Source organism: Lysobacter yangpyeongensis (assembly GCF_042655745.1).
Taxonomy (GTDB): domain Bacteria; phylum Pseudomonadota; class Gammaproteobacteria; order Xanthomonadales; family Xanthomonadaceae; genus Agrilutibacter; species Agrilutibacter yangpyeongensis.
In genome coordinates this window covers 370318-389409 of record NZ_JBHSNM010000001.1, presented here as the reverse complement: position 1 = coordinate 389409, position 19092 = coordinate 370318, and the positions used below count along the sequence as shown (strand labels likewise).

Sequence of the window (19092 nt, the reverse complement as noted above, 5' to 3'; positions counted from 1 at the left end):
CCGCCCCCAGGGATCATGGCAAGGGCACGCCGAGGAACGCCTTGCGCACGCCGGCCGCATCGACTGCACGTCCGGTGATCGCTCCGGTGTTGTTTATGTCCTGCGCGCTGGTCAGCACGCCCGCATAACCCGCTTGCCGGCTGATGTCGCGAGTGATGCCGTTCTCCCACAGGAAGGCGCGGCAATCGACGGCGCCTTCCTTGCACGAGGTGCCCACGACCTGCCGTGCGTCGTTGATGCCCTGTGCGGAGGCATACGCATCGCCCGGCAGCGGCGCGATCATCTGCACCTGCGCGGCACCGTGCATCCAGATGAAGGCGCGCAGGCGGTTGCCGTCGGGATCGTCGGGCGTGCCCATGAAGCCGACCACATCGCCGTTCCGGTTGATGGCATTGGGCGTGTTCCAGTACGGCGCGTCGAAGCCGCCGAGCGTGATCGTGCGCCCGCGATCCCACAGCACCGCGTGCGCGGCCGAATAGCGGCCCACCGCCATGTCGCAGATGCCGGAGATGCCGACGATCTGGCCGCGATCGTTGATCGCGGTCGCGGCGCCGGACGTATCGCCTTCGGGCAAGGGCAGCGCACGGACCGGCCGGCGCCCCGGTCCCCACACGACCGGCTTGAACTGGAGCTTCTGCGGCGCGACGCAGCTGTCGTCGACGGTGCCGTTCTCGGCCCAACCGACGATCTCGCCGATGTTGTTGGCGCCTGCGGCGAAGCTGTGCGTGCCGCCGGGCAGCGGCTCCAGCGGGCGCAGCTTTCCGCGTTCCCAGGCGAAGCCGCGGCAGGCCTTGCCGTTGGCGGCGTGCGGGCCGCTGAAGAAAAAGAAGCAGCTCCACAGTTCGTTGTTCGGATCGGGGGCGTCGGTCTGGCTGATGCCCACGATCGGGCCACCCAGCGCCTTCACCGGCCAGGGCACCGTGCTGTTGCTGGTCGCCGGATCGCCCAGCGTGCCCAGGTCGAGCGTGCGTCCGAAGAACCACGCGGTGGCATGGCGGACGCTGTTGTCGGCGACGGTCGAGTAACCGGCCACGACGCCGAAGTCGTTGATGCTGTTGCCGCGTGCGTTGTTGCCGTCGAGCGATCCGAGTTCTTCGACGCGATAGTGGGTCTGTGCGGCGACGCTGCCGCTGGCGAGACAAGCCAGCAGTGCCAGCGCCGGCGCGGAATGCAAGGTCTTCATGTCGATCTCCCTTCGTGCACGGATGGACGGGCGCGGAAGCCCGCGCCGGAATGGAGGAACCGTGAAGACGCACGCCTGCCCTGGCGGCGAAACCGCACCGGGAATGGCGCATCGTGCGATTGCGCCTTGCATGTGCAGAAGGAAGCGGCGCCTTCCCGTACGACGCTAGGACCGCGGCCTCCGCGCTACTCGCCGCAATCGGACGAGGTTCACCCGTGCCACGCGTTCAGCCGGCGAACGCGCCAACGATCGCCAGGTGCGTCGCGCGCGTCAGGACGCGATGCAGGCGGCCGCGCGTTCCAGCAGCAGGTCGCGCTCGCGTTCGTTGCGGGTCATCTCCGCGGCGCGGGTGAATTCGGCGCGCGCCTCGTCCTTGCGGCCGAGCTTGAACAGCAGGTCGCCCCTCACGCTCGGCAGCAAGTGATAACGAGCCAGCGCGGGATCGCCCGCCAGTGCATCGACGAGTTCGAGACCCGATGCGGGCCCGAACAGCATGCTCAAGGCCACGGCACGGTTGAGTTCGACGATCGGCGAACCGGTCAGCCGCGACAGTTCGCCGTAGAAGCCGACGATGCTCGCCCAGTCGGTGTCTTCCGGCCGCAGCGCGCGTGCATGGCAGGCGGCAATGGCGGCCTGCAACGTGTAGATGCCGCGCGTGCTGGCGAGCTTCTCGGCGCGTTCCAGCGCCGCCAAGCCGCGTCCGATCAGCAATCGGTCCCAGCGCGCGCGATCCTGGTCGAGCAACAGGATCGGTTCACCCGACGGCCCGGTGCGCGCGCCGGCGCGCGAGGCCTGGATTTCCATCAATGCGACCAGGCCGTGCACTTCCGCCTGTTGCGGCATCAGGCCGGCGAGCACGCGGCCCAGACGCAGTGCGTCCTCGCACAGGTGCGGCCGCAGCCAGTGCTCGCCCGCGGTCGCGGAATAGCCTTCATTGAAGATGAGGTAGACGACCGCCAGCACCGCGGCGAGCCGCTCGACCAGATCCTCGCCGCGCGGCACTTCGTAGGGCACGTTGGCTTCGGCGAGCGTGCGTTTGGCGCGGACGATGCGCTGCGCGATGGTGGGCTCGGGCACGACGAACGCGCGCGCGATCTCGTCGGTGGTCAGGCCGCCGAGCAGGCGCAACGTCAACGCGACGCGCGCGTCCTGCGACAGCACCGGATGGCAGGCGGTGAAGACCAGGCGCAGCAGGTCGTCGCCGATCGGATCGTCCAGCGCATCGACGATGTCCTCCTCGTGCACGGGCTGGTGCAGTTCGATCTCGTATCCGAGCTCCTCGTGCTTGCGCTGCTGCAGCTGGTGGCGGCGCAGGCGGTCGATGGCGCGGTGCTTGGCGGTAGTCATCAGCCAGGCGCCGGGGTTCTCGGGAACGCCGGTCTGCGGCCACTGTTCGAGCGCGGTCACCAGCGCATCCTGCGCGAGCTCCTCGGCGAGGCCGACGTCGTGCAGCATGCGCGCCAGGACGGCGATGAGCTTGGCCGATTCCATGCGCCATACCGCGTCGATGGTGCGGCGCACCTGCTGCGCGTTCGCGGTTTCCGGAGATTTGTCGGGGGAATCGGCCATGCCCGGGATCACACCACCGCGCCGATGACGGTGCAAGCGCAAAGCTTGCTCTTCCGGTGCCGGAACCGGCGTCGCCCTGCGACGCCGTTCCCCGCGTATCGCGAGAGTCGCAGTCAGGACTGCAGCCCCCCGTTGACCATCCACGGCACGCCGAAGCGATCGGTCAGCATGCCGAAGCGTTTGGCCCAGAACGTCTCCTGCATCGGCATCGTCACCGCGCCGCCTTCGGCGAGTTCGCCGAAGATGCGCTCGGCCTCGGCCGGCTCGTCGACGGCGAGCGCGATCGAGCAGCCCTTCATGCCGTCGTACGGATGGTCGGGATGATTGTCCGAGGCCATCAGCACCTGGTTGCCCGCCTGCAGGCGCGCATGCATGACCTTGTCGCGCTGCGCCGCCGGCATGCCTTCGCAACCGGGCGTGTCGCCGAAGCGCTGCAGCATCGCCAGTTCCGCGCGCAGGCAGCGGGCGTAGAAGGAGAAGGCTTCCTCGCAGTTGCCGTTGAAGACCAGGTAAGCGTTGATCTGCATGACGGTCTCCTCAGTGCTGCAGCTGTTCGCGCAGGCGGGCGCCCTGCTCGACGAGTTCGGGCGTCATGGCGTCGCCGAAATCCTCGGCCTCGAACAGCGGACGGATCTCGATGGTGCCTTCCTGGCCGGGGTGCGGATGCGGGCAGCGCTTCACCCACTCGACCGCTTCCTCGAGCGAGCTCACCTGCCAGATCCAGAAGCCCGCGACCAGCTCCTTGGTCTCGCTGAAGGGACCGTCGACGACGGTGCGCTTGCCGCCGGTAGCGGAAAACTCGATCCGCTTGCCACGCGACGAGGGATGCAGGCCCTCGCCGGCAAGCATGACGCCCGCCTTGACCAGTTCTTCATTGAACCGGCCCATGTCGGCAAGCAGTTGTTCGCTCGGCAGGATGCCGGCCTCGGATTCCGGGGTGGCCTTGACGATGACCAGGACGCGCATGTTCGTTCTCCTCGTTGGGGTGGGGAGCGCCGTTGTCCGTGGGGGCTTTCCGCGCTCTTGCAGGTACGACGAACCGGTGACGGGGAAATCGACATGGCGGACGGATCTTTTTTCGGCACCACTCCGGCCCGACGGGCGGATAGGCGGAACCGGATTGCGAGGGCGCGGCTCGGCGGGCGCAGGCCGACTTCGCGCGACGTTACGACGCGTCGTGAACGCGCGGCAGATCGACTTCCCCTTGCGCGTGTCGCGATGAACGCGCGCATGACGCCCCGCGGCGGCACCGTGAACGGTGCACGTCGACATCCTCACCGCATCGATGACTGGCAACGACACCCGCACGCTGCTCGCGCTGCGAGGAAACGATCGGCGCGACCATTACTTCCGCTTTACTCGCGGTGGCCGCTGGTCTAACGCGCACTTCCCTAACCTCGCGCATGTCCACCGACTCCGCGATGCGACGGGAGGACGGAGGATCAGAAGCGATGCAACCCGTATCGCGCAGCGACAAGGAGCACAACCGATGCCTACCAACCAGAACCAGGGCCAGAACCGCAACCAGGGCAACCAGGGCCGCGGCTTCGCCGGCATGGACGACGACAAGCAGCGCAAGATCGCCCAGAAGGGCGGCGAAGCGGTCAGCCGCGACCGCCAGCACATGTCCGAAATCGGCCGCAAGGGCGGCGAAGCCTCGGGCGGCGGCAATCGCCAGGGCAGCAATCGCTGACACCCGACCACATCTGCCGGATCGACGAGGGCGCCTTCGGGCGCCTTCGCCATACGGGCGGACCCGTCACTCGACGGAAGGTCGCCCGGCATGACTCCCTGACTGCGCGACACGGCTAGAATCGTGGGCGAACTCCACCCGCAGGGCGCTCATGGCCCTCGTGCGCACACCGTCAACGGATCGGCTGTTGGGCGTGATCCAGGCGCAGACGGAGATCGCGCGCCTCGGCGTGGACCTGGGAGGGGTGATGGCGCTGGCCGCCGAGCGGGCGCAGGCGCTTACCCACGCCGCCGGCGCCGCCATCGAACTCGTCGAAGCGGACGACCTCGTGTACGGGGCCAGCTGCGGTATCGCCGAAATGCACCTCGGCCTCCGCCTGGCCCGCGGACGCAGTCTGTCCGGCCTGTGCGTGGAGCACGGCCGAGCGTTCCGCTGCGAAGACTCGGAGACGGATCCGCGCACGGACACCGAGGCCTGTCGCCGCGTCGGTCTGCGTTCGATGATCGTCGTGCCGTTGCGGCATCACGAGCGGGTCGTCGGTGTGCTGAAGGTCCTGTCTCCGGAACCGTCCGCTTTCGACGACGAGGACCAGCACGTGCTCGGGCTGATCGCGGAACTGATCGCCGCCGCCATGTTCCATGCCACGCAACACGAAAGCGGTGAACTGTTCTATCGCGCCACCCACGACGTGCTGACCGGACTGCCCAACCGCGCATTGTTCTTCGAACGCTTGCGCGCTGCCCTCGCCGTGGCCGCCCGCGAGAAACGCCGCTTCGGCGTGATGAGCCTGGACATGGACGGACTCAAGCCGATCAACGATTCGCTTGGCCATCGTGCGGGCGACGCGGCCATCTGCGAAGTCGCCGCGCGCATTCGCCATGCGTCACGGCCCGCGGACACCGTCGCACGCGTGGGCGGCGACGAGTTCGGCGTGATCCTGGCGCAGGTATCCGGGCGCGAACGCGTGCAGGCCCACGCGCAGCACCTGGTTGCGCGCGTCGGCGCCGCGTTCACGTTCGAATGCGAGCCGGTGCGCCTGGGCACCAGCATCGGCATCGCGATGTATCCCGACGATGGCGCTTCGCTGGAGGCATTGCTGGAAACCGCCGACCAGGCCATGTACGCGCACAAGCGCGCCGCGCGTGCGGCGCGCTGACGGAAAGCTCAGCCGCGGGTACCGCCCCGCCTGGCATTGCCGCCGCCGTTGCCGCGACTGTCGCCGGCCTGGCCATTGCCGCGACCGTTGCCGCGCTGCGGACGCGGTCCGGCATGCGCGTGGCGCTGGGCCGGCTTGCCGTGCGGACGGTGTCCGCGCTGCGAACGCGGAGCGCTGCCGGGCTTGGGCAGTGGTGCATTGAGCTGGATCGGACGGCTCGGCGCGAAGCCGTCCACCGTCACCAGTTCGATCGATGCCCTGAGCATGTTCTGCACCTGGCGCAGCAGGCCGCCTTCCTCCGGCGCGACCAGCGACAGGGCTTCGCCGCTGGCACCGTTGCGACCGGTGCGACCGATGCGGTGCACATAGTCCTCCGCCACCATCGGCAGGTCGTAGTTGATGACCAGCGGCAGGTTGGGAATGTCGAGGCCGCGCGCGGCGACGTCGGTCGCCACCAGCACGCGGGCCTTGCCGGTCTTGAACTGGATCAGCGCCTTGGTGCGCTGCGCCTGGCTCTTGTTGCCGTGGATGGCGACGGCCTTCAGGCCCGCGGTCTCGAGCTGTTCGGCCAGGCGGTTGCAGCCGTGCTTGGTCTTGCCGAAGACCATCACCTGGTCGGTGTGGCGCGTGGCCAGGATCTGCGTCAGCAGCTCGCGCTTGCGCGAGGCGTCGACCGGATGGGCGCGGTGGGTGATCGTCTCGGCGATGGTGTTCTGCGCGGCGATCTGGACCTGGCGCGGATTGCGCATGAATTCCAGGGCCAGCGCCTTGATCTGCGCCTCGAAGGTCGCCGAGAACAGCAGCGTCTGCCGCTGCGCCGGCAGCTTGCCCAGCACCCGCTTGATCGCGGGCAGGAAGCCCATGTCGAGCATGCGGTCGGCTTCGTCCAGCACCAGCATCTCGACGTTGTCCAGGCGCGCGGTGCCGCGCTCGAGGTGGTCGATCAGGCGGCCCGGGCAGGCCACGAGCACGTCGACGCCGCGACGCAGGTTGTCGACCTGCGGCTGCATGCCGGCGCCGCCGTAGATCGCGGTGATGTTCAGACGCAGGTGCTTCGCGTAGGCGCGCAGGCTGTCGGTCACCTGCATCGCGAGTTCGCGGGTCGGCGTGAGGATCAGCGCGCGCGGCTTGCGCGGGCCGCTCGGCGGCGTCTGCTTGGACAGGCGGTTCAGCAGCGGCAGGCCGAATGCGGCGGTCTTGCCGGTGCCGGTCTGGGCGCCACCGAGGACGTCGTGGCCGGCCAGCGCCAGCGGGATCGCCTCGGCCTGGATCGGCGTCGGCGTGGTGTAGTTGTTTTCGGACAGCGCGCGCAGCAGCGCGGGGGCGAGCCCGAGCGATTCGAAGGTCATGTTGAAGCTCCGTTGATCGCAGCCGGCGAACCGGTTGCGAAACTCGAAGCTTTCCTTGGTACCGCGCTTGCGAGTGATCTGATTGAACGGTGCCGGAAGCTCCGGACCGTGTCTGCGCGACGAAAGGCGTACGGGATATGCCAGCAGAAGCTGGGGCCGCGGGGGCCGGCCGGAGGCCGGGAGCGGCGGGGCTTACCTAGGAAAACGGATCAGCCGTGCGCGAAACGGGGCGAACTGTACGCGAATCGGCCCCGTTTAGCCACCTGCGCCGGCCCTGGCCCCGACGCCGCCACGCGTGCTGCAGCGCATTCATCCGCGCTGCAACCCGCCGATTCAAGCCTTTTTCAGGAAGCAGGTCTTCAGCACCAGCCCCTTGATCTTGTCCGAGTTGCCTTCGATGTGTTCGGCGTCGTCCTCGACCAGGCGGATGTTCTTGATCACCGTGCCCTGCTTGAGCGGGATCGAGGATCCCTTGACCTTGAGGTCCTTGATCACGACCACCGTGTCGCCGTTGGCGAGCGTGTTGCCGTTGCTGTCACGAACGACCAGGGCGCCCTCTTCCGTTCCCCCGCCCGCCATCGGCCATTCGAAGCCGCAGTCGGCGCAGACGAAGTTGGTGCCGTCGGCGTAGGTGTTCTCGAGGGTGCATTGCGGGCAGGCGGGCGCGGTGGGCATCGGGGCGGTCCGTGGGGAAACGCGCATTTTACCGCCCCGGGCCGTTCAGTCGTCCGGCGACCCGTAGCGCAGCCAGCGCTCGGCCTCGCGCTGGTCGCTGAAGATCCGCACGTTGATGCCCATGCCTTGGCCGAAGATTTCGGCGTATTCGATCGCCGGGACGAATTCCGGCGTCGGTTCGATCACCGCAACGCGGTCGAAATGGCGCGCCTCGTGCTGGAACAGGCCCGCCAGTTCGGCCAGTTCCGCGGGCGTGGCCGGATGGCCCTTCCTGCGATCGGTCACCAGCAGCTTGCGGATTCCACGCGTCCTGCCTTCGCTGGCGATCTCCTGCCAATAGGCGATCCGCACCCGCTGGGCGTCGATATCGCCGCTCACCTGGACCTGCAACATGTCGCCCCGTTCCTCCAGGCGCAACGCGTAGTCATCGTGGATGCGCTGCTCGGCCATGCCGGAGGGTCCTGCGTCGCCCGATGCGGGTCACTGCGTCCGGTAGAACGCGGCGGCGCAGCGGTAGCGGCCCACGGACGAAGCCGGACCGCCCGACCCGCGCTCACCCGTAGAATCGACGCCCGCTTCCCGCCGCGATCTCCATGCCCGTTCACGCCCCCGCCACCGCCGCCACCGTCGACGTGCTGATCATCGGCGCCGGTGCGGCGGGATTGATGTGCGCGATCACCGCGGGCCAGCTCGGCAAGCGCGTGCTGGTGGTCGAGCACGCCAATCGCGTGGGCAAGAAGATCCTGATGTCCGGCGGCGGCCGCTGCAATTTCACCAATACCGGCGCGTCGCCGGCGAACTACCTGTCGGCGAATCCGCACTTCTGCAAGTCCGCCCTCGCCCGCTACACGCCGGCCCACTTCATCGAGATGGTCGAGCGGCACGGCATCGCCTACCACGAGAAGGAGCTCGGCCAGCTGTTCTGCGACGAATCGTCCAAGCTGATCGTGAAGATGCTGCTCGACGAATGCGCCGACGCGAACGTGCGCATCGAAAGCTCCTGCAGCATCGAGCGCGTGGTGCACGGCGACAGCGGCGACTTCCACCTGCACACCACGCGCGGCGTCTTCACCGCGCCGGCGCTCGTGGTCGCCAGCGGCGGGCTGTCGATCCCGAGCATGGGCGCCACCGGTTTCGGCTACGAACTGGCGCGCCAGTTCGGCCACGACGTGCTGCCCACGCGCGCGGGCCTGGTGCCGTTGACGCTCAGCGGCAAGCACCAGGAGCGATTGCAGGACCTCAGCGGCGTCGCCTTCCCGGTGGAGGCACGCTGCAACCGCAAGTCGTTCTCCAACTACCTGCTGATCACCCATCGCGGCGTGAGCGGCCCGGCGATCCTGCAGATCTCCTCGTTCTGGCAACCCGGCGACGACCTGCGCCTGGATCTGCTGCCCGGCATGGATGCCGCCGACACGCTGCAGCGCCTGCGCCACGAGCGCCCGGCTGCCGAACTCAAGACCGTGCTCGGCGACCTGCTGCCCAAGCGTTTCGCGCAGCGCCTGTGCGAGCACTGGCTGCCGAACCGGCCGATGAAGCAGTTCAACGAACCGCAACTGCGCGAGATGGCCGAACTGCTCGCGTCGTTCCCGCTCGTCGCCAGCGGCACCGAGGGCTATCGCACCGCCGAGGTCACGCTCGGCGGCGTCGATACCGACGGCCTGTCCTCGTCCACGATGCAATCGAAGAAGGTGCCGGGCCTGTATTTCATCGGCGAAGTCGTCGACGTCACCGGCTGGCTGGGCGGCTACAACTTCCAGTGGGCCTGGGCGTCGGGGCATGCGGCGGCACAGGCGGCCTGACTACCGGGTCGGCGACCGCGCGGGCACACGCTGGGCCAGGGACCTGCACGCCTGCGCATCGCAACCGAGGTATTTCACTTCATTGCCGCGTTTCAACATCACCTGCGCAGCGGTGTCGATGGTGAACTGCCACGTGCGCCCCTCCCTGCGCACCAGCCCACCGATCCTGCAGGGCGCGGAACCGCGGTGGCTCCGCTGATAGGCCTGCGCATCGATCTCGTGACTCCGAGTGATCAATGCTTCTGCCTGTGGAGCGGTCACCGTCCACTGCCGGCAAATGGCCGTGTCACCTTCCTGGGCGGAGGCCGCCGGATCGACTTCCGCACTGGCTATGGTCGTCACGATGACGCCTTCCACCAATGGCGCTCGCGGGCTCTCGACAACGGGCTGCGGAGACTGAGCGGTGGGGCGGCACGACGGCAGTAGGATCAGGAGCGCGACAGAGACCAGTCCGCTTGCGCGCCACCTTCCATTCGGGACCAGGGCGTTCATCAGCGCTTTTCCGTCACCGCGCGGCGCAGGTTGATCCGCGCCTGCGCATCCAGGCGCTGGTGGAACCAGTCGCTGAGGAAGATGCGCTCCTTCGCCAGCAGCGCCTTGAGGAAGCGCCGACGGTTGAGCTTGAACAGCCACGCGGGAACGTGGCCGCGGTATTCGGCGGTGATGCCGCGATCGTAGGCGGCGAACACCGCGGGCTCGGCGGCGAGGATCGCCATGTCGCAATCGAGGAACAGCGCGGCATCGCGATCGACGTCCTGCGGCGCGAGCGTGCCGTGGCGCGCGGTCAGGTTGATCAGGTCGGCGACGCGCGCCGCGTCGATACCACTATCCGCAAGCCACTGGTCGATGTGCGCGACGGCCAGCTCGGCCGAGCGCGCTTCGTTGTCCTTGCGGCCGGCTTCGTAGATCGCATCGTGGTAGAGCACGGCCAGGCGCACTTCCTCCGGCTGCGTCCATCCCGGCCCCGCCGTGACTTCGTCGTAGTGGCGCAGCACTTCTTCGACGTGCGCGAAGTTGTGGTAGGCGCGCGGCGGCGTCGCATAGGCGGCCTTCAGGGCATCGAGCTGCGCGGAGGGAAGCGGCAAGGGCGACATCGGGCGCGTCCGGACGGAAACGCCGCGAGCATACGCGAGCTACTGCTTCTGGCAGGTACCGATCAGCTCCGCCTGCGCGACCACGTGGCCTTCCATCGCCTTCAGCAGCGCGGCCTTGTCGGGCTCGTGCAGGTCGGGCAATTCGACATCCAGGGCGTAGAGCTTGAAGAAATAGCGGTGACGCCCCTTCGGCGGGCAGGGACCGCCGTAACCGGTGCGTTGCCAGTCGTTGCGGCCTTCGCGCGTGCCCGCCGGCAGCGGTGCCGCCTTTTCGGGCAGGCCGTTCGCGGCGACCGGCAGGTTGTAGAGCACCCAGTGCACCCAGGTGCGCTGCGGCGCGGTCGGATCGGGCGCATCCGGATCGTCGACGATCAAGGCGAGGCTGCGCGCGTTCGGCGGAACGCCGGTCCACTGCAGCGGCGGCGCCACGTCGCCGCCCTGGCAGGTGTGGCGCGGGGGAATCGACGCGTTCGCGGCGAATGCCGCCGAAGTGAGCTTCATCGACATGGCGGGGGCCCTCGTCTCGCTGCATGCGCACGGCGTGCCGACGAGTGCCAGCACGAGAAGGAACGTGCGGAGCGTGGTGTGGGAACGCACGGTCATGGGCGGCGTCCGTGGGACGATGCAGGGGCGATTCTAGGTGCGCAGGGCGAAAGGCCACGCGAAGCCGGACATCCGGCCGGCGAACGGGGGTCACGGTTCGTCCGTATCATGGCGCATGACCGAATTCACCGATTTGCCGCTCAACCCCGCCCTGTTCCAGGGCCTGGATGCCCTCGGCCACGTGCAGATGACGCCGGTGCAGGCGCAGAGCCTGCCCGCGCTGATCGAAGGACGCGACCTCATCGCCCAGGCGCCGACCGGCAGCGGCAAGACCGCGGCCTTCGGGCTGGCGCTGCTGCATCGCATCGATCCGGCGCAGGTGCGCGTGCAGGCGCTGGTGCTTTGCCCCACGCGCGAACTGGCCGACCAGGTCGCCAAGCACATCCGCAAGCTCGCGACCGGCATTCCGAACGTGAAGCTCACCACGCTGACCGGTGGCGTCGCGCTGGCGCCGCAGCTGGCCTCGCTCGCGCAGCATGCGCCGCATGTCGTGGTCGGCACGCCGGGCCGCGTGCAGGAACTGCTGCGCAAGCGCGCGCTCGACCTGCGCGACGTGCGCGTGCTCGTGCTGGACGAAGCCGACCGGATGCTCGACATGGGTTTCGAGGAACCGATCCGCGAGATCGTCGGCAAGACCCCGTCGAACCGGCAGACGCTGCTGTTTTCCGCCACGTATCCCGAGTCGATCCGCGCCATCGCCGGCAACCTCCTGCGCGAACCGCTGGAAGTCACGGTGGAGGGCGCACAGCAGCAGGCGACGATCGACCAGCGCTTCTTCGACGTCGATCCCGCACAGAAGCCCGCCGCACTGGCCGGGCTGCTGATGGAATACAACCCGGAATCCGCCGTGGTGTTCTGCAACATGAAGCGGGACATCGACGACGTGGCGGCCTCCCTCGCCCACCTCGGCTATTCCGCGCTGGCGCTGCATGGCGATCTGGAACAGCGCGATCGCGACGAGGTCCTGGTGCGTTTCGCCAACCGCAGCTGCAACGTGCTGGTGGCCAGCGACGTCGCCGCGCGCGGTCTCGACATCCACGATCTGGGCGCGGTGATCAATTACGACGTACCCACCGACGCCGATACCTACGTGCACCGCATCGGCCGCACCGGCCGCGCCGGTCGCAACGGCATCGCCCTTACCCTGTGCACGCCGCGCGAACTGCCGCGTTCGACTGCGCTGGCGCAGCAACTGGGCATCGCCATCCGCTGGGAACGCCCGACGCTGGCCACGCTGCGACCGCGCTCGGCGCCTGCGGCATCGACGGTGACCCTGCGCATCGACGCAGGCCGCACCGACAAGCTGCGGCCGGGCGACATCGTCGGCGCGATCACCGGCGAGGCCGGGCTGCCGGTCGAGGCGATCGGCAAGATCGATGTCTTCCCCACCCGCAGCTACGTCGCGATCCAGCGCAACCAGGCCGACAAGGCGCTGGCGCGGCTGCAATCGGGAAAGATCAAGGGCCGCAAGTTCCGCGTGCGCCGGATCTAGCGCGCAGCGAATGCCTCGCGCACGGTGCCGAACACGGCGCGCAGGTCGCGCTGCGCGGCCGATGACAGCGTCATGTCGCCCTCGCCCGTCGTCACGGGCCCCGTCCAGGCGAACGCCACGCGGTTGCTCTGCCGCGGCTCCTCCATCACCAGCACGGACGACGCACCGAAGGCGCGCTGCAGTCGCTCCACGTGCGCGGCGGCATCGGCGCAATAGAGGTTTGCGGCCATCGCGCCGCCTTCCGTCAGCGCGGCGCGGCAGTCGTCGTAGAAGGCCTGCGTGGACAGGGCCTCCGGAATGCCGGTCTCGTCGTAGCCGTCGACCAGCAGCAGGTCGTAGCGACCGGCACGCTCGTGCAGGAAACGCGCACCGTCATCGAGGAACACCCGGAAACGCGCATCGTCGTCGGGCACATGGAACTGGCGCCGCAGCGCCAGCACGTGCGGGTTGTTCTCGACGACCTCGATCTGCGCCTCGGACAGATGCCGGTAGCAGTACTTCGCCTGCGATCCGCCGCCCAGGCCGATCATGCCGATGCGGCGCGGCCGCGGCACGAACACCAGCGCGCCCAGCATCGTGCGGGTGTAGTCGATCAGCAGCCGCTGCGGATCGCGCGTCACCATCGCGCTCTGCGAGACGCCTCGTGCGAACTGCAGTTCCGTGGTGGTGCCGCGCTCGCGGATCCGCGGCTTGCGCAGATGCGGCGGAACATCCGCGCGGCGCGCGCCGAACAGCGCCGCCAGCCACGCGCGCCAGCCAATTCCTGTCGATGCCATGGAAGAACCTCAGCGCAGCTGGCTGTCCTTGCTGCCGCGGCGGTTGTAGCCGCTGAAGCCGGCCTGCTCCTGGTCGCGCGCTTCCTGGCAGGCTACGCACAGGCGCACGCCGGGCACGGCCTTGCGCCGCGCCTCGGGAATTTCCGCGTCGCATTCCTCGCAGTGCGTCCGACCGGGGCCCGTGGGCAACTGGCTGCGCACGCGCTTGATCGCGTCCTTGATGGTCGCGTCGATCTGGTCCTGCACGGCGCCATCGCCTGCCCAGCCGGTGGCCATGGAGATTCTCCGGTAACGGTCTGCCCGCAAAGGATAACGGCCCGGGCATGAACCCGCCCACCGCCCCGGCTGTCGCATTCAGGGCGCCAGGCCGCCGCCAGCCCGGTACCACCGCCAGACCGCCGGCGGCAGCCGCTCTTCCAGCGCGATGTCGAACGCGGCGCAGGCATCGAGCGCGTCGCGGACCACGCGCTGCACGGGCGTGGTCCCGGCGCGCAGTTCGAGTTCGTCGATCGTCAGCGCCGCGTTCGTCCACTCGTGCAGCAGGTCGCTGCGTGCCCGCAGCGCGGCGCGCAACCAGTCCGTCGCGGGCGCATGGACGCGGTGGCCCTGCGCTTCGAGCGCGCGCACCGCATCCTCGAGGCGGGCGCCCGCGCCGCGGAACCATTCGCCATGACCGCCGGCTTCGCGCAGCACGGTGAGCGGCGCGAGCGCGTTCCACTCGGCCAGTTCGTGTTGCAGCGCCAGTTCGATCGCACGCGCTTCGCGGACCGTGTCGGTTTCCACCAGCGCGATGCGCTCGGGCGCGAAGAATTCGAACCAGCGCCGGTGCAGCGATTGCAGGCGCTGCAGCGGATCGCGCGAGTGCCCCAGCTTCAACAGGTCCTCGTAGGCGCACGGCGCGACATAGACGAAGCAGCGGTGGCGGCTGAGCGTGCGGACGCTGGCGGGGTCGCGGGGATCGATCGGCATGCCCCAGCGTAAGCCGCGGACCGGTGCGCGGTTGACCCGGCCGTAACATCCCGCGCGCTAGGGTGACCCTGCTGGAAAGGATGCAAACGGACCGAGGACCGTGGGCACCGATCCGGTACGGAAGGCTCAGCCGCGGGATTCATCTCTCGTTCGCCGCTGGGCCTTCTTGTTTCTGCGGCTCGCATGGCCGAGCCATCTTCGCGGCAGCACCGCCTCACGTATTCGGGCAAGTGAACCCGGCGTGACGCATCCGTAACGGGAGCCGGTTTCCACTGGCGACTCCTGAACCGGAGTCCGCCATGGCGGCTGCCCTGCACGTCCGATCCGGCGCCCTCGTCGCGCACCGCCTGCTGGACGTGGCCAACGAAATCGACCTGGCGCGCGCGGAGTCGCTCTGGCACGCGCAGCAGGGGGGCGCGAGCCGGCGCACGCGCCTGGTGACGGTCGCGGACAACGAACTCAGCTTCGGCGTGCCACCGGCCCTGCTCACGCTGCCGGCGATGCGGCTGCAGCTGGACGACGCCGTGGTCGAAGCCGAACTGACGGTGCGCATCTACGACTTCGGCGCGATCGTGCTCGCCCTGCGGGTGCCGGTGACGGAGCTGCCCTGGGGTGAATTCGCGCGCCGCTTCAACGACCTGGATCGCGCCACCGGCGATGGCGCCGAGGTGTGGCGCGATGCGTTGCGCACCGTTCTCGCGGTGATCGGCCCGGCACTGCACCGTCCGGCGCCACAGCATCTGGAAGAGGACTACCTGTTCGCGATCGTGCACGGCTTCGCCGAGCCGATGACCGCGGCCGAAATTCGCGCACGGGCCAATCTCCCCGCGCTGCTTTCCGGCGAGACGCGCCCGTTGTCCGCGCAGGAGGCCACGGCGATCACCGAGCAGGCGTATTCGTACTTCGACGACGATCTGGTCGTGCTGACCTGGGATCGCGCGTTCCTGTACGAGCCGCGGCGCGATTCCGACGTCGTCGACATCATCGAGGTTGCCAACGCGCAGCTGCTGGAAATGCGCTACTACGACGAACTGCTCGATGCCGAACTGGTGTCGATGTACCACCTGGTCGAAAATGCGCGCGGTGGGCTCTCGTTGCTCGCCTCGCGCCGCGCCGCCCGGCTCGCGCGCCGCCTGTACGGACTGGTGGCCGAGGTGACCCAGCTGACCGAGCGTGTGGAGAATTCGCTGCAGGTCACCGAAGACGTCTACCTAGCGCGCATCTACGGCGCGGCGCTGGAACTGTTCCGCGTGCCGCGCCTGACCGCCGCGGTGAACCGAAAGCTGGCGATCATCCGCGACACCTACACGGCGCTGTACGACGAAGCCTCGAGCCGGCGTGCGGAAATGCTCGAGTTGGCCATCGTCCTGCTGATCGTCTTCGAAATCGTGCTGGCGCTGGCCCGCCCCTAGCCCGTCTGCCGCCAACAAATCGCTACCGGAAACCGCGTTCCCTGCAACGCCGGCCGACGCGGGCAGGACTACACTTCCGCCAGGCCATCTTGCCGCCGAAGCGCCGAGGGTCTGCCATGTATGCACTGCTGCTTGCGGCGCTCTCGCTGGCGGGTCCCGCCAATGCACCTGTCGTCGAACCGGCGCCGGTGCCGCCGCCGACCGCGGTGATGGCCCTGCCGCCGGAGCTGCGCGAGCGCATGCGCGAAGCCGTGCTCGCCACGCCGGCCTCACCCGCCGAACGCCTGGCGCGGCTGTTGCACTTCATGCTCGACGAGGACGCACTCGCGATCGTCTACGACGAGGACGCCACTTATTCGGTCGCGGACACCTACGCGGCGCGGCGCGCCAACTGCCTGTCGTTCACCCTGCTGTTCGTCGCGATGGCGCGCGAAGCGGGGCTGGACGCGCAGCCGCAGGAAATCGAGAACACGCTCTCGTGGCGCCAGGAAGCCAACACGATCTACCGCAACAACCACATCAACGCGCGGGTGCACATCCAGGGACGCCGCCTGACCGTGGACACCTCGGGCGACACGGTGATCGCGGTCGATCGGCCGGTCGCGATCGACGATCGGCGCCTGATCGCGCACTACTACAACAACCTCGCCATGGCGCGGATGGCACACGGCGAGATCGATAGCGCGATGCAGCTGATGGATGCCGCACTCGCGCTCGAACCGGCGTACGCGCCGCTATGGAGCAACGCCGGCGTGCTGCAGGTACGCGCGGGCTACCTGGCTGCGGCCGGACGCGCCTACGACAAGGCCCTTGCGCTCGATCCGAAGGAGGACGGCGCACTGTTCAACATGATCGGACTCGCCCATCGCCTCGGCGACAACCGGCGCGAGGCCGCATTCCGCGACCGGCTATCGCGCGTGCAGCGCCGCGATCCGCTGCACCAGTTCATGCTGGGGATGGATGCCGAGCGCAACGGGGACTATCGCCAGGCCATCGCCAGCTACCGGCGCGCGATCCATCTGTATCCGGGCGAGCACCGTTTCCACTCGGCGCTGGCGCGTGCGTACCTCAAGGCGGGCGATGCGCGACGCGCGGGCAAAGCGCTGCGTCGCGCGCAGGCGCACAGCGAGGGCGAGGTGCGCGCGGCGTATCGCGCGCAACTGCGGGAACTGAAGCGATCTTCGAACTGAGGGTCTTCGACCTGAAGCAGCGCGGGCTCAGCCGCGCTGGCGCGCCATGCGCACGCTTCGGATCACGCCGGCAACGATCACGCCGGCGAAGAGCGGCAGCGGTTCGAAGTGACCCGTGGCGGAAGCGGTAACGGCACCGGCGACGATGGCCAGGACAAGGATGATGAGGAGGTCGGGACGAAGCACGGCAGTTTCCGGAACACGGGCATGGCGGACGATCGGTCGCAGGCATGCGCTTGCGCGGGAAAGGAGCGCCCTGCGCGCGGTGTGGTCGTTGCGGACCCCTGCTTGCGAAAAAGTGTAGGTGTGATCGCCACGTGAAGCATGAACGTGGTTCCGCTTTCGTGCAGCGCCCAGCGGGAAGGCGCCGGATCGCGCATTCAGCAAATGCATTTGTGCCCGGTCATTGCCCCGGCGATTCAGGAATTTCACCGTCGGGCTGCCAGTCACCCCGACGGCGTCAGCGTGCGGCTGTCGACGAGCTCATTTCCCGGCACGTGCGCAGCGCACGGTACACGCGCAGGATCGCCTCCGCGCTGCGCGCCGCATCCTCTTCCGTGGTGGCCCAGTTGGACACGGAGATGCGCATCGCACCCAGACCGTGCCAGGTCGTGCCGCTGAGCCAGCAGGTGCCTTCGTCCTGCACGCCGCTCACCACCGCGCGGGTCAGTTCGTCGTCGTCGCCGAAGCGCACCAGCACCTGGTTCAGCACCACATCGTTGAGCACGCGCACGCCCTCTTCTGCGCCGAGCAGTCCCGCCATCTGTCGTGCGCGGGCGCAGCAGCGCTCGACCAGCGCGGCGACGCCGTCCCGGCCGAGGGTGCGCAACGTGGCGTAGACCGGGATGCCGCGCGCGCGCCGCGAAAACTCCGGCACCCAGTCGACGGGATCGCGTTCCAGACCGCCGGTCTGGATGAGATACGCGGCAACCGACGTCATCGCGGTGCGGTGGTCCTGCGCATCGCGCACGATGGCGACGCCGCAGTCGTACGGCACGTTGAGCCACTTGTGCGCGTCGGTGGCCCAGGAATCGGCGAGTTCGATGCCGTCCGCTACCGCGCGCAGCGTTGCGTTCGCCCGCGCCCACAGGCCGAAGGCGCCGTCGACGTGCAGCCAGCCGCCACGCTCGCGCACGATCGCGCCGATTTCCCGCAACGGATCGAAGGCGCCGGTATTCACGTTGCCGGCCTGCGCGCAGACGATCACCGGGCCTTCCAGCCGCGCGAGGGTTTCGCGCAGACGCCTGGGCAGCATCCGCCCCTGCGCATCGGATTCCACGCGATGCAACGCGCGCGTGCCGAAACCGAGATAGCGCATCGCCACGTCGATGGTGACGTGCGATTCGGCCGAAGTGACGACGTGCACGCGCGGCGCGCCATACAGGCCTTCGGCTTCGACGTCCCAGCCGGCGCGACGCAGCACGCCGTGCCGCGCGGCGGCCAGACAGGTGAAGTTCGCCATCTGGCAGCCGGTGACGAAACCCACGCCGGAGTCGCGCGGCAGATCGAACAGTTCCAGCAACCACTGCGCGGCGACTTCCTCGGCCGCGGCGGCGAGGGGCGAAATCACGTGGATGCCGGCGTTCTGGTCCCAGGCCGAAACCATCCAGTCGGCCGCCAGCGCCACCGGATACGAACCGCCGATCACGAAGCCGAAGTAGCGCGGCGACGCGCAGGCGGAGGTGCCCTGCACTGCCTGCGAGGCCAGCAGATCGAGCACGGCGCGGCCGTCTTCGCCCTGCGCGGGCAAGGGCGTGTGCATTGCCGCCATCAGCGCGGTGCGTCCGAGTCGGGCACCCACGTGACGTTCGGGAAGGTCGCGCAGGTAGGCCGTGGCATGCGCGTGCGCGCGCTCCAGGCAACGCGCGAATTCGTCGATCTCGAAGCGGTCCTGACTCATGGCGGTCCTCGTCGCTGCGACGGCGGCCCGCCAGTTATACAAGGCGGAGGGCGCCCCACAGCGGCATCACTGCAACAGTGCCATGCCGTTTGCGCGCTCGCTGGCGGCAAGAACGATCGGTTGTGCGGCGCGGAAGCGCGGCAAGACGCCGACGAATCGCCGCGGCCCCTCCCAGCCAGGCATGGAAGCGGCCGGCTCGCGGAAAGGCCTCACCCGACAGAGGGATGGTCAT

Annotated in this window: 21 protein-coding genes; 6 read left to right on the top strand and 15 right to left on the bottom strand. The window is 68.8% G+C overall.

Annotation, left to right across the window (positions count from 1 at the left end):
* Positions 1-13: 13 nt before the first annotated feature.
* The 4 genes from ACFPN1_RS01795 to ACFPN1_RS01780 form a co-directional block, all read right to left on the bottom strand.
* Entirely contained in the window at positions 14-1183 is a 1170-nt protein-coding gene (locus ACFPN1_RS01795; RefSeq protein WP_386752475.1) for a hypothetical protein, read from the bottom strand.
* Positions 1184-1453: 270 nt separating this feature from the next.
* Complete coding sequence (locus ACFPN1_RS01790; RefSeq protein WP_386752473.1) at positions 1454-2752, bottom strand: RNA polymerase sigma factor; 1299 nt, start codon at positions 2750-2752, stop codon at positions 1454-1456.
* A 113-nt stretch (positions 2753-2865) separates the two neighbouring features.
* A complete protein-coding gene (locus ACFPN1_RS01785; protein WP_386752471.1) occupies positions 2866-3279 on the bottom strand; it encodes a VOC family protein in 414 nt (137 codons plus the stop codon).
* Between the two features lie 10 nt (positions 3280-3289).
* Positions 3290-3718 carry a YciI family protein gene (locus tag ACFPN1_RS01780; protein ID WP_386752469.1) on the bottom strand — a complete coding sequence of 143 codons (429 nt, stop codon included), beginning with the start codon at positions 3716-3718 and terminating at the stop codon, positions 3290-3292.
* A 523-nt stretch (positions 3719-4241) separates the two neighbouring features.
* Between ACFPN1_RS01780 and ACFPN1_RS01775 the strand changes: the two genes are divergently transcribed.
* Together ACFPN1_RS01775 and ACFPN1_RS01770 are read left to right on the top strand one after the other, a co-directional pair.
* A complete protein-coding gene (locus ACFPN1_RS01775) occupies positions 4242-4445 on the top strand; it encodes a KGG domain-containing protein (protein WP_386752467.1) in 204 nt (67 codons plus the stop codon).
* Positions 4446-4638: 193 nt separating this feature from the next.
* Positions 4639-5601, top strand: coding sequence for a diguanylate cyclase domain-containing protein (locus tag ACFPN1_RS01770; protein WP_386754005.1), 963 nt, complete (start codon positions 4639-4641; stop codon positions 5599-5601).
* A gap of 8 nt (positions 5602-5609) precedes the next feature.
* Here ACFPN1_RS01770 and ACFPN1_RS01765 read toward each other — a convergent pair whose 3' ends face one another.
* The 3 genes from ACFPN1_RS01765 to ACFPN1_RS01755 form a co-directional block, all read right to left on the bottom strand.
* Positions 5610-6950, bottom strand: coding sequence for a DEAD/DEAH box helicase (locus ACFPN1_RS01765; RefSeq protein WP_386752466.1), 1341 nt, complete (start codon positions 6948-6950; stop codon positions 5610-5612).
* Positions 6951-7283: 333 nt separating this feature from the next.
* The gene (locus tag ACFPN1_RS01760) at positions 7284-7625 is read right to left on the bottom strand and encodes a zinc ribbon domain-containing protein YjdM (protein WP_386752465.1); all 342 of its coding nucleotides are present in this window, start codon (positions 7623-7625) and stop codon (positions 7284-7286) included.
* Between the two features lie 45 nt (positions 7626-7670).
* Positions 7671-8075, bottom strand: coding sequence for an STAS/SEC14 domain-containing protein (locus tag ACFPN1_RS01755; protein ID WP_386752464.1), 405 nt, complete (start codon positions 8073-8075; stop codon positions 7671-7673).
* A gap of 143 nt (positions 8076-8218) precedes the next feature.
* On the opposite strand from ACFPN1_RS01755, the gene ACFPN1_RS01750 reads away from it, so the two are divergent.
* Positions 8219-9424 carry a BaiN/RdsA family NAD(P)/FAD-dependent oxidoreductase gene (locus tag ACFPN1_RS01750; RefSeq protein WP_386752463.1) on the top strand — a complete coding sequence of 402 codons (1206 nt, stop codon included), beginning with the start codon at positions 8219-8221 and terminating at the stop codon, positions 9422-9424.
* Here ACFPN1_RS01750 and ACFPN1_RS01745 read toward each other — a convergent pair whose 3' ends face one another.
* Genes ACFPN1_RS01745 through ACFPN1_RS01735 form a run of 3 tightly spaced genes read right to left on the bottom strand, consistent with a single transcriptional unit; the run spans position 9425 to position 11121 of the window.
* Complete coding sequence (locus ACFPN1_RS01745) at positions 9425-9916, bottom strand: hypothetical protein (RefSeq protein ID WP_386752462.1); 492 nt, start codon at positions 9914-9916, stop codon at positions 9425-9427. It abuts the gene before it with no gap.
* The gene (locus ACFPN1_RS01740; RefSeq protein WP_386752461.1) at positions 9916-10518 is read right to left on the bottom strand and encodes an HD domain-containing protein; all 603 of its coding nucleotides are present in this window, start codon (positions 10516-10518) and stop codon (positions 9916-9918) included. Before ACFPN1_RS01740 ends, ACFPN1_RS01745 begins: the two co-directional genes overlap by 1 nt.
* 39 nt (positions 10519-10557) lie before the next feature.
* Positions 10558-11121: a YbhB/YbcL family Raf kinase inhibitor-like protein gene (locus ACFPN1_RS01735; protein ID WP_386752460.1), complete on the bottom strand. Its 564-nt coding sequence runs from the start codon at positions 11119-11121 to the stop codon at positions 10558-10560.
* Between the two features lie 115 nt (positions 11122-11236).
* Here ACFPN1_RS01735 and dbpA point away from each other — a divergent pair, with 115 nt between their 5' ends.
* On the top strand, positions 11237-12613 hold the full coding sequence (dbpA, locus tag ACFPN1_RS01730; RefSeq protein WP_386752458.1) for an ATP-dependent RNA helicase DbpA: 1377 nt from the start codon (positions 11237-11239) through the stop codon (positions 12611-12613).
* Here dbpA and ACFPN1_RS01725 read toward each other — a convergent pair.
* The 3 genes from ACFPN1_RS01725 to ACFPN1_RS01715 form a co-directional block, all read right to left on the bottom strand.
* Entirely contained in the window at positions 12610-13389 is a 780-nt protein-coding gene (locus ACFPN1_RS01725) for a fused MFS/spermidine synthase (RefSeq protein WP_386752457.1), read from the bottom strand. The genes dbpA and ACFPN1_RS01725 overlap by 4 nt on opposite strands.
* A gap of 9 nt (positions 13390-13398) precedes the next feature.
* Entirely contained in the window at positions 13399-13665 is a 267-nt protein-coding gene (locus ACFPN1_RS01720) for a DksA/TraR family C4-type zinc finger protein (RefSeq protein ID WP_386752455.1), read from the bottom strand.
* Positions 13666-13743: 78 nt separating this feature from the next.
* A complete protein-coding gene (locus ACFPN1_RS01715) occupies positions 13744-14358 on the bottom strand; it encodes a GIY-YIG nuclease family protein (RefSeq protein WP_386752454.1) in 615 nt (204 codons plus the stop codon).
* A gap of 299 nt (positions 14359-14657) precedes the next feature.
* Here ACFPN1_RS01715 and ACFPN1_RS01710 point away from each other — a divergent pair, with 299 nt between their 5' ends.
* On the top strand, positions 14658-15770 hold the full coding sequence (locus ACFPN1_RS01710; protein WP_386752452.1) for a hypothetical protein: 1113 nt from the start codon (positions 14658-14660) through the stop codon (positions 15768-15770).
* A 116-nt stretch (positions 15771-15886) separates the two neighbouring features.
* Positions 15887-16960: a tetratricopeptide repeat protein gene (locus ACFPN1_RS01705; RefSeq protein ID WP_386752450.1), complete on the top strand. Its 1074-nt coding sequence runs from the start codon at positions 15887-15889 to the stop codon at positions 16958-16960.
* Positions 16961-16987: 27 nt separating this feature from the next.
* Here the strand turns inward: ACFPN1_RS01705 and ACFPN1_RS01700 are convergent, their stop codons facing one another.
* Together ACFPN1_RS01700 and ACFPN1_RS01695 are read right to left on the bottom strand one after the other, a co-directional pair.
* A complete protein-coding gene (locus ACFPN1_RS01700) occupies positions 16988-17392 on the bottom strand; it encodes a hypothetical protein (RefSeq protein WP_386752448.1) in 405 nt (134 codons plus the stop codon).
* A 28-nt stretch (positions 17393-17420) separates the two neighbouring features.
* Complete coding sequence (locus ACFPN1_RS01695; protein WP_386752447.1) at positions 17421-18860, bottom strand: pyridoxal phosphate-dependent decarboxylase family protein; 1440 nt, start codon at positions 18858-18860, stop codon at positions 17421-17423.
* Between the last annotated feature and the right edge of the window lie 232 nt (positions 18861-19092).

Excerpts from the sequence above, each read along its gene's own strand:
- ACFPN1_RS01765 (WP_386752466.1), bottom strand. The coding sequence starts at position 6,950 with ATGACCTTCGAATCGCTCGGGCTCGCCCCCGCGCTGCTGCGCGCGCTG.
- ACFPN1_RS01735 (WP_386752460.1), bottom strand. The coding sequence starts at position 11,121 with ATGACCGTGCGTTCCCACACCACGCTCCGCACGTTCCTTCTCGTGCTG.
- ACFPN1_RS01785 (WP_386752471.1), bottom strand. The coding sequence starts at position 3,279 with ATGCAGATCAACGCTTACCTGGTCTTCAACGGCAACTGCGAGGAAGCC.
- ACFPN1_RS01725 (WP_386752457.1), bottom strand. The coding sequence starts at position 13,389 with ATGGCATCGACAGGAATTGGCTGGCGCGCGTGGCTGGCGGCGCTGTTC.
- ACFPN1_RS01740 (WP_386752461.1), bottom strand. The coding sequence starts at position 10,518 with ATGTCGCCCTTGCCGCTTCCCTCCGCGCAGCTCGATGCCCTGAAGGCC.
- ACFPN1_RS01760 (WP_386752465.1), bottom strand. The coding sequence starts at position 7,625 with ATGCCCACCGCGCCCGCCTGCCCGCAATGCACCCTCGAGAACACCTAC.
- ACFPN1_RS01775 (WP_386752467.1), top strand. The coding sequence starts at position 4,242 with ATGCCTACCAACCAGAACCAGGGCCAGAACCGCAACCAGGGCAACCAG.
- ACFPN1_RS01745 (WP_386752462.1), bottom strand. The coding sequence starts at position 9,916 with ATGAACGCCCTGGTCCCGAATGGAAGGTGGCGCGCAAGCGGACTGGTC.
- ACFPN1_RS01795 (WP_386752475.1), bottom strand. The coding sequence starts at position 1,183 with ATGAAGACCTTGCATTCCGCGCCGGCGCTGGCACTGCTGGCTTGTCTC.
- ACFPN1_RS01705 (WP_386752450.1), top strand. The coding sequence starts at position 15,887 with ATGTATGCACTGCTGCTTGCGGCGCTCTCGCTGGCGGGTCCCGCCAAT.
- ACFPN1_RS01710 (WP_386752452.1), top strand. The coding sequence starts at position 14,658 with ATGGCGGCTGCCCTGCACGTCCGATCCGGCGCCCTCGTCGCGCACCGC.
- ACFPN1_RS01780 (WP_386752469.1), bottom strand. The coding sequence starts at position 3,718 with ATGCGCGTCCTGGTCATCGTCAAGGCCACCCCGGAATCCGAGGCCGGC.
- ACFPN1_RS01720 (WP_386752455.1), bottom strand. The coding sequence starts at position 13,665 with ATGGCCACCGGCTGGGCAGGCGATGGCGCCGTGCAGGACCAGATCGAC.
- dbpA (WP_386752458.1), top strand. The coding sequence starts at position 11,237 with ATGACCGAATTCACCGATTTGCCGCTCAACCCCGCCCTGTTCCAGGGC.
- ACFPN1_RS01750 (WP_386752463.1), top strand. The coding sequence starts at position 8,219 with ATGCCCGTTCACGCCCCCGCCACCGCCGCCACCGTCGACGTGCTGATC.
- ACFPN1_RS01790 (WP_386752473.1), bottom strand. The coding sequence starts at position 2,752 with ATGGCCGATTCCCCCGACAAATCTCCGGAAACCGCGAACGCGCAGCAG.
- ACFPN1_RS01695 (WP_386752447.1), bottom strand. The coding sequence starts at position 18,860 with ATGAGTCAGGACCGCTTCGAGATCGACGAATTCGCGCGTTGCCTGGAG.
- ACFPN1_RS01755 (WP_386752464.1), bottom strand. The coding sequence starts at position 8,075 with ATGGCCGAGCAGCGCATCCACGATGACTACGCGTTGCGCCTGGAGGAA.
- ACFPN1_RS01715 (WP_386752454.1), bottom strand. The coding sequence starts at position 14,358 with ATGCCGATCGATCCCCGCGACCCCGCCAGCGTCCGCACGCTCAGCCGC.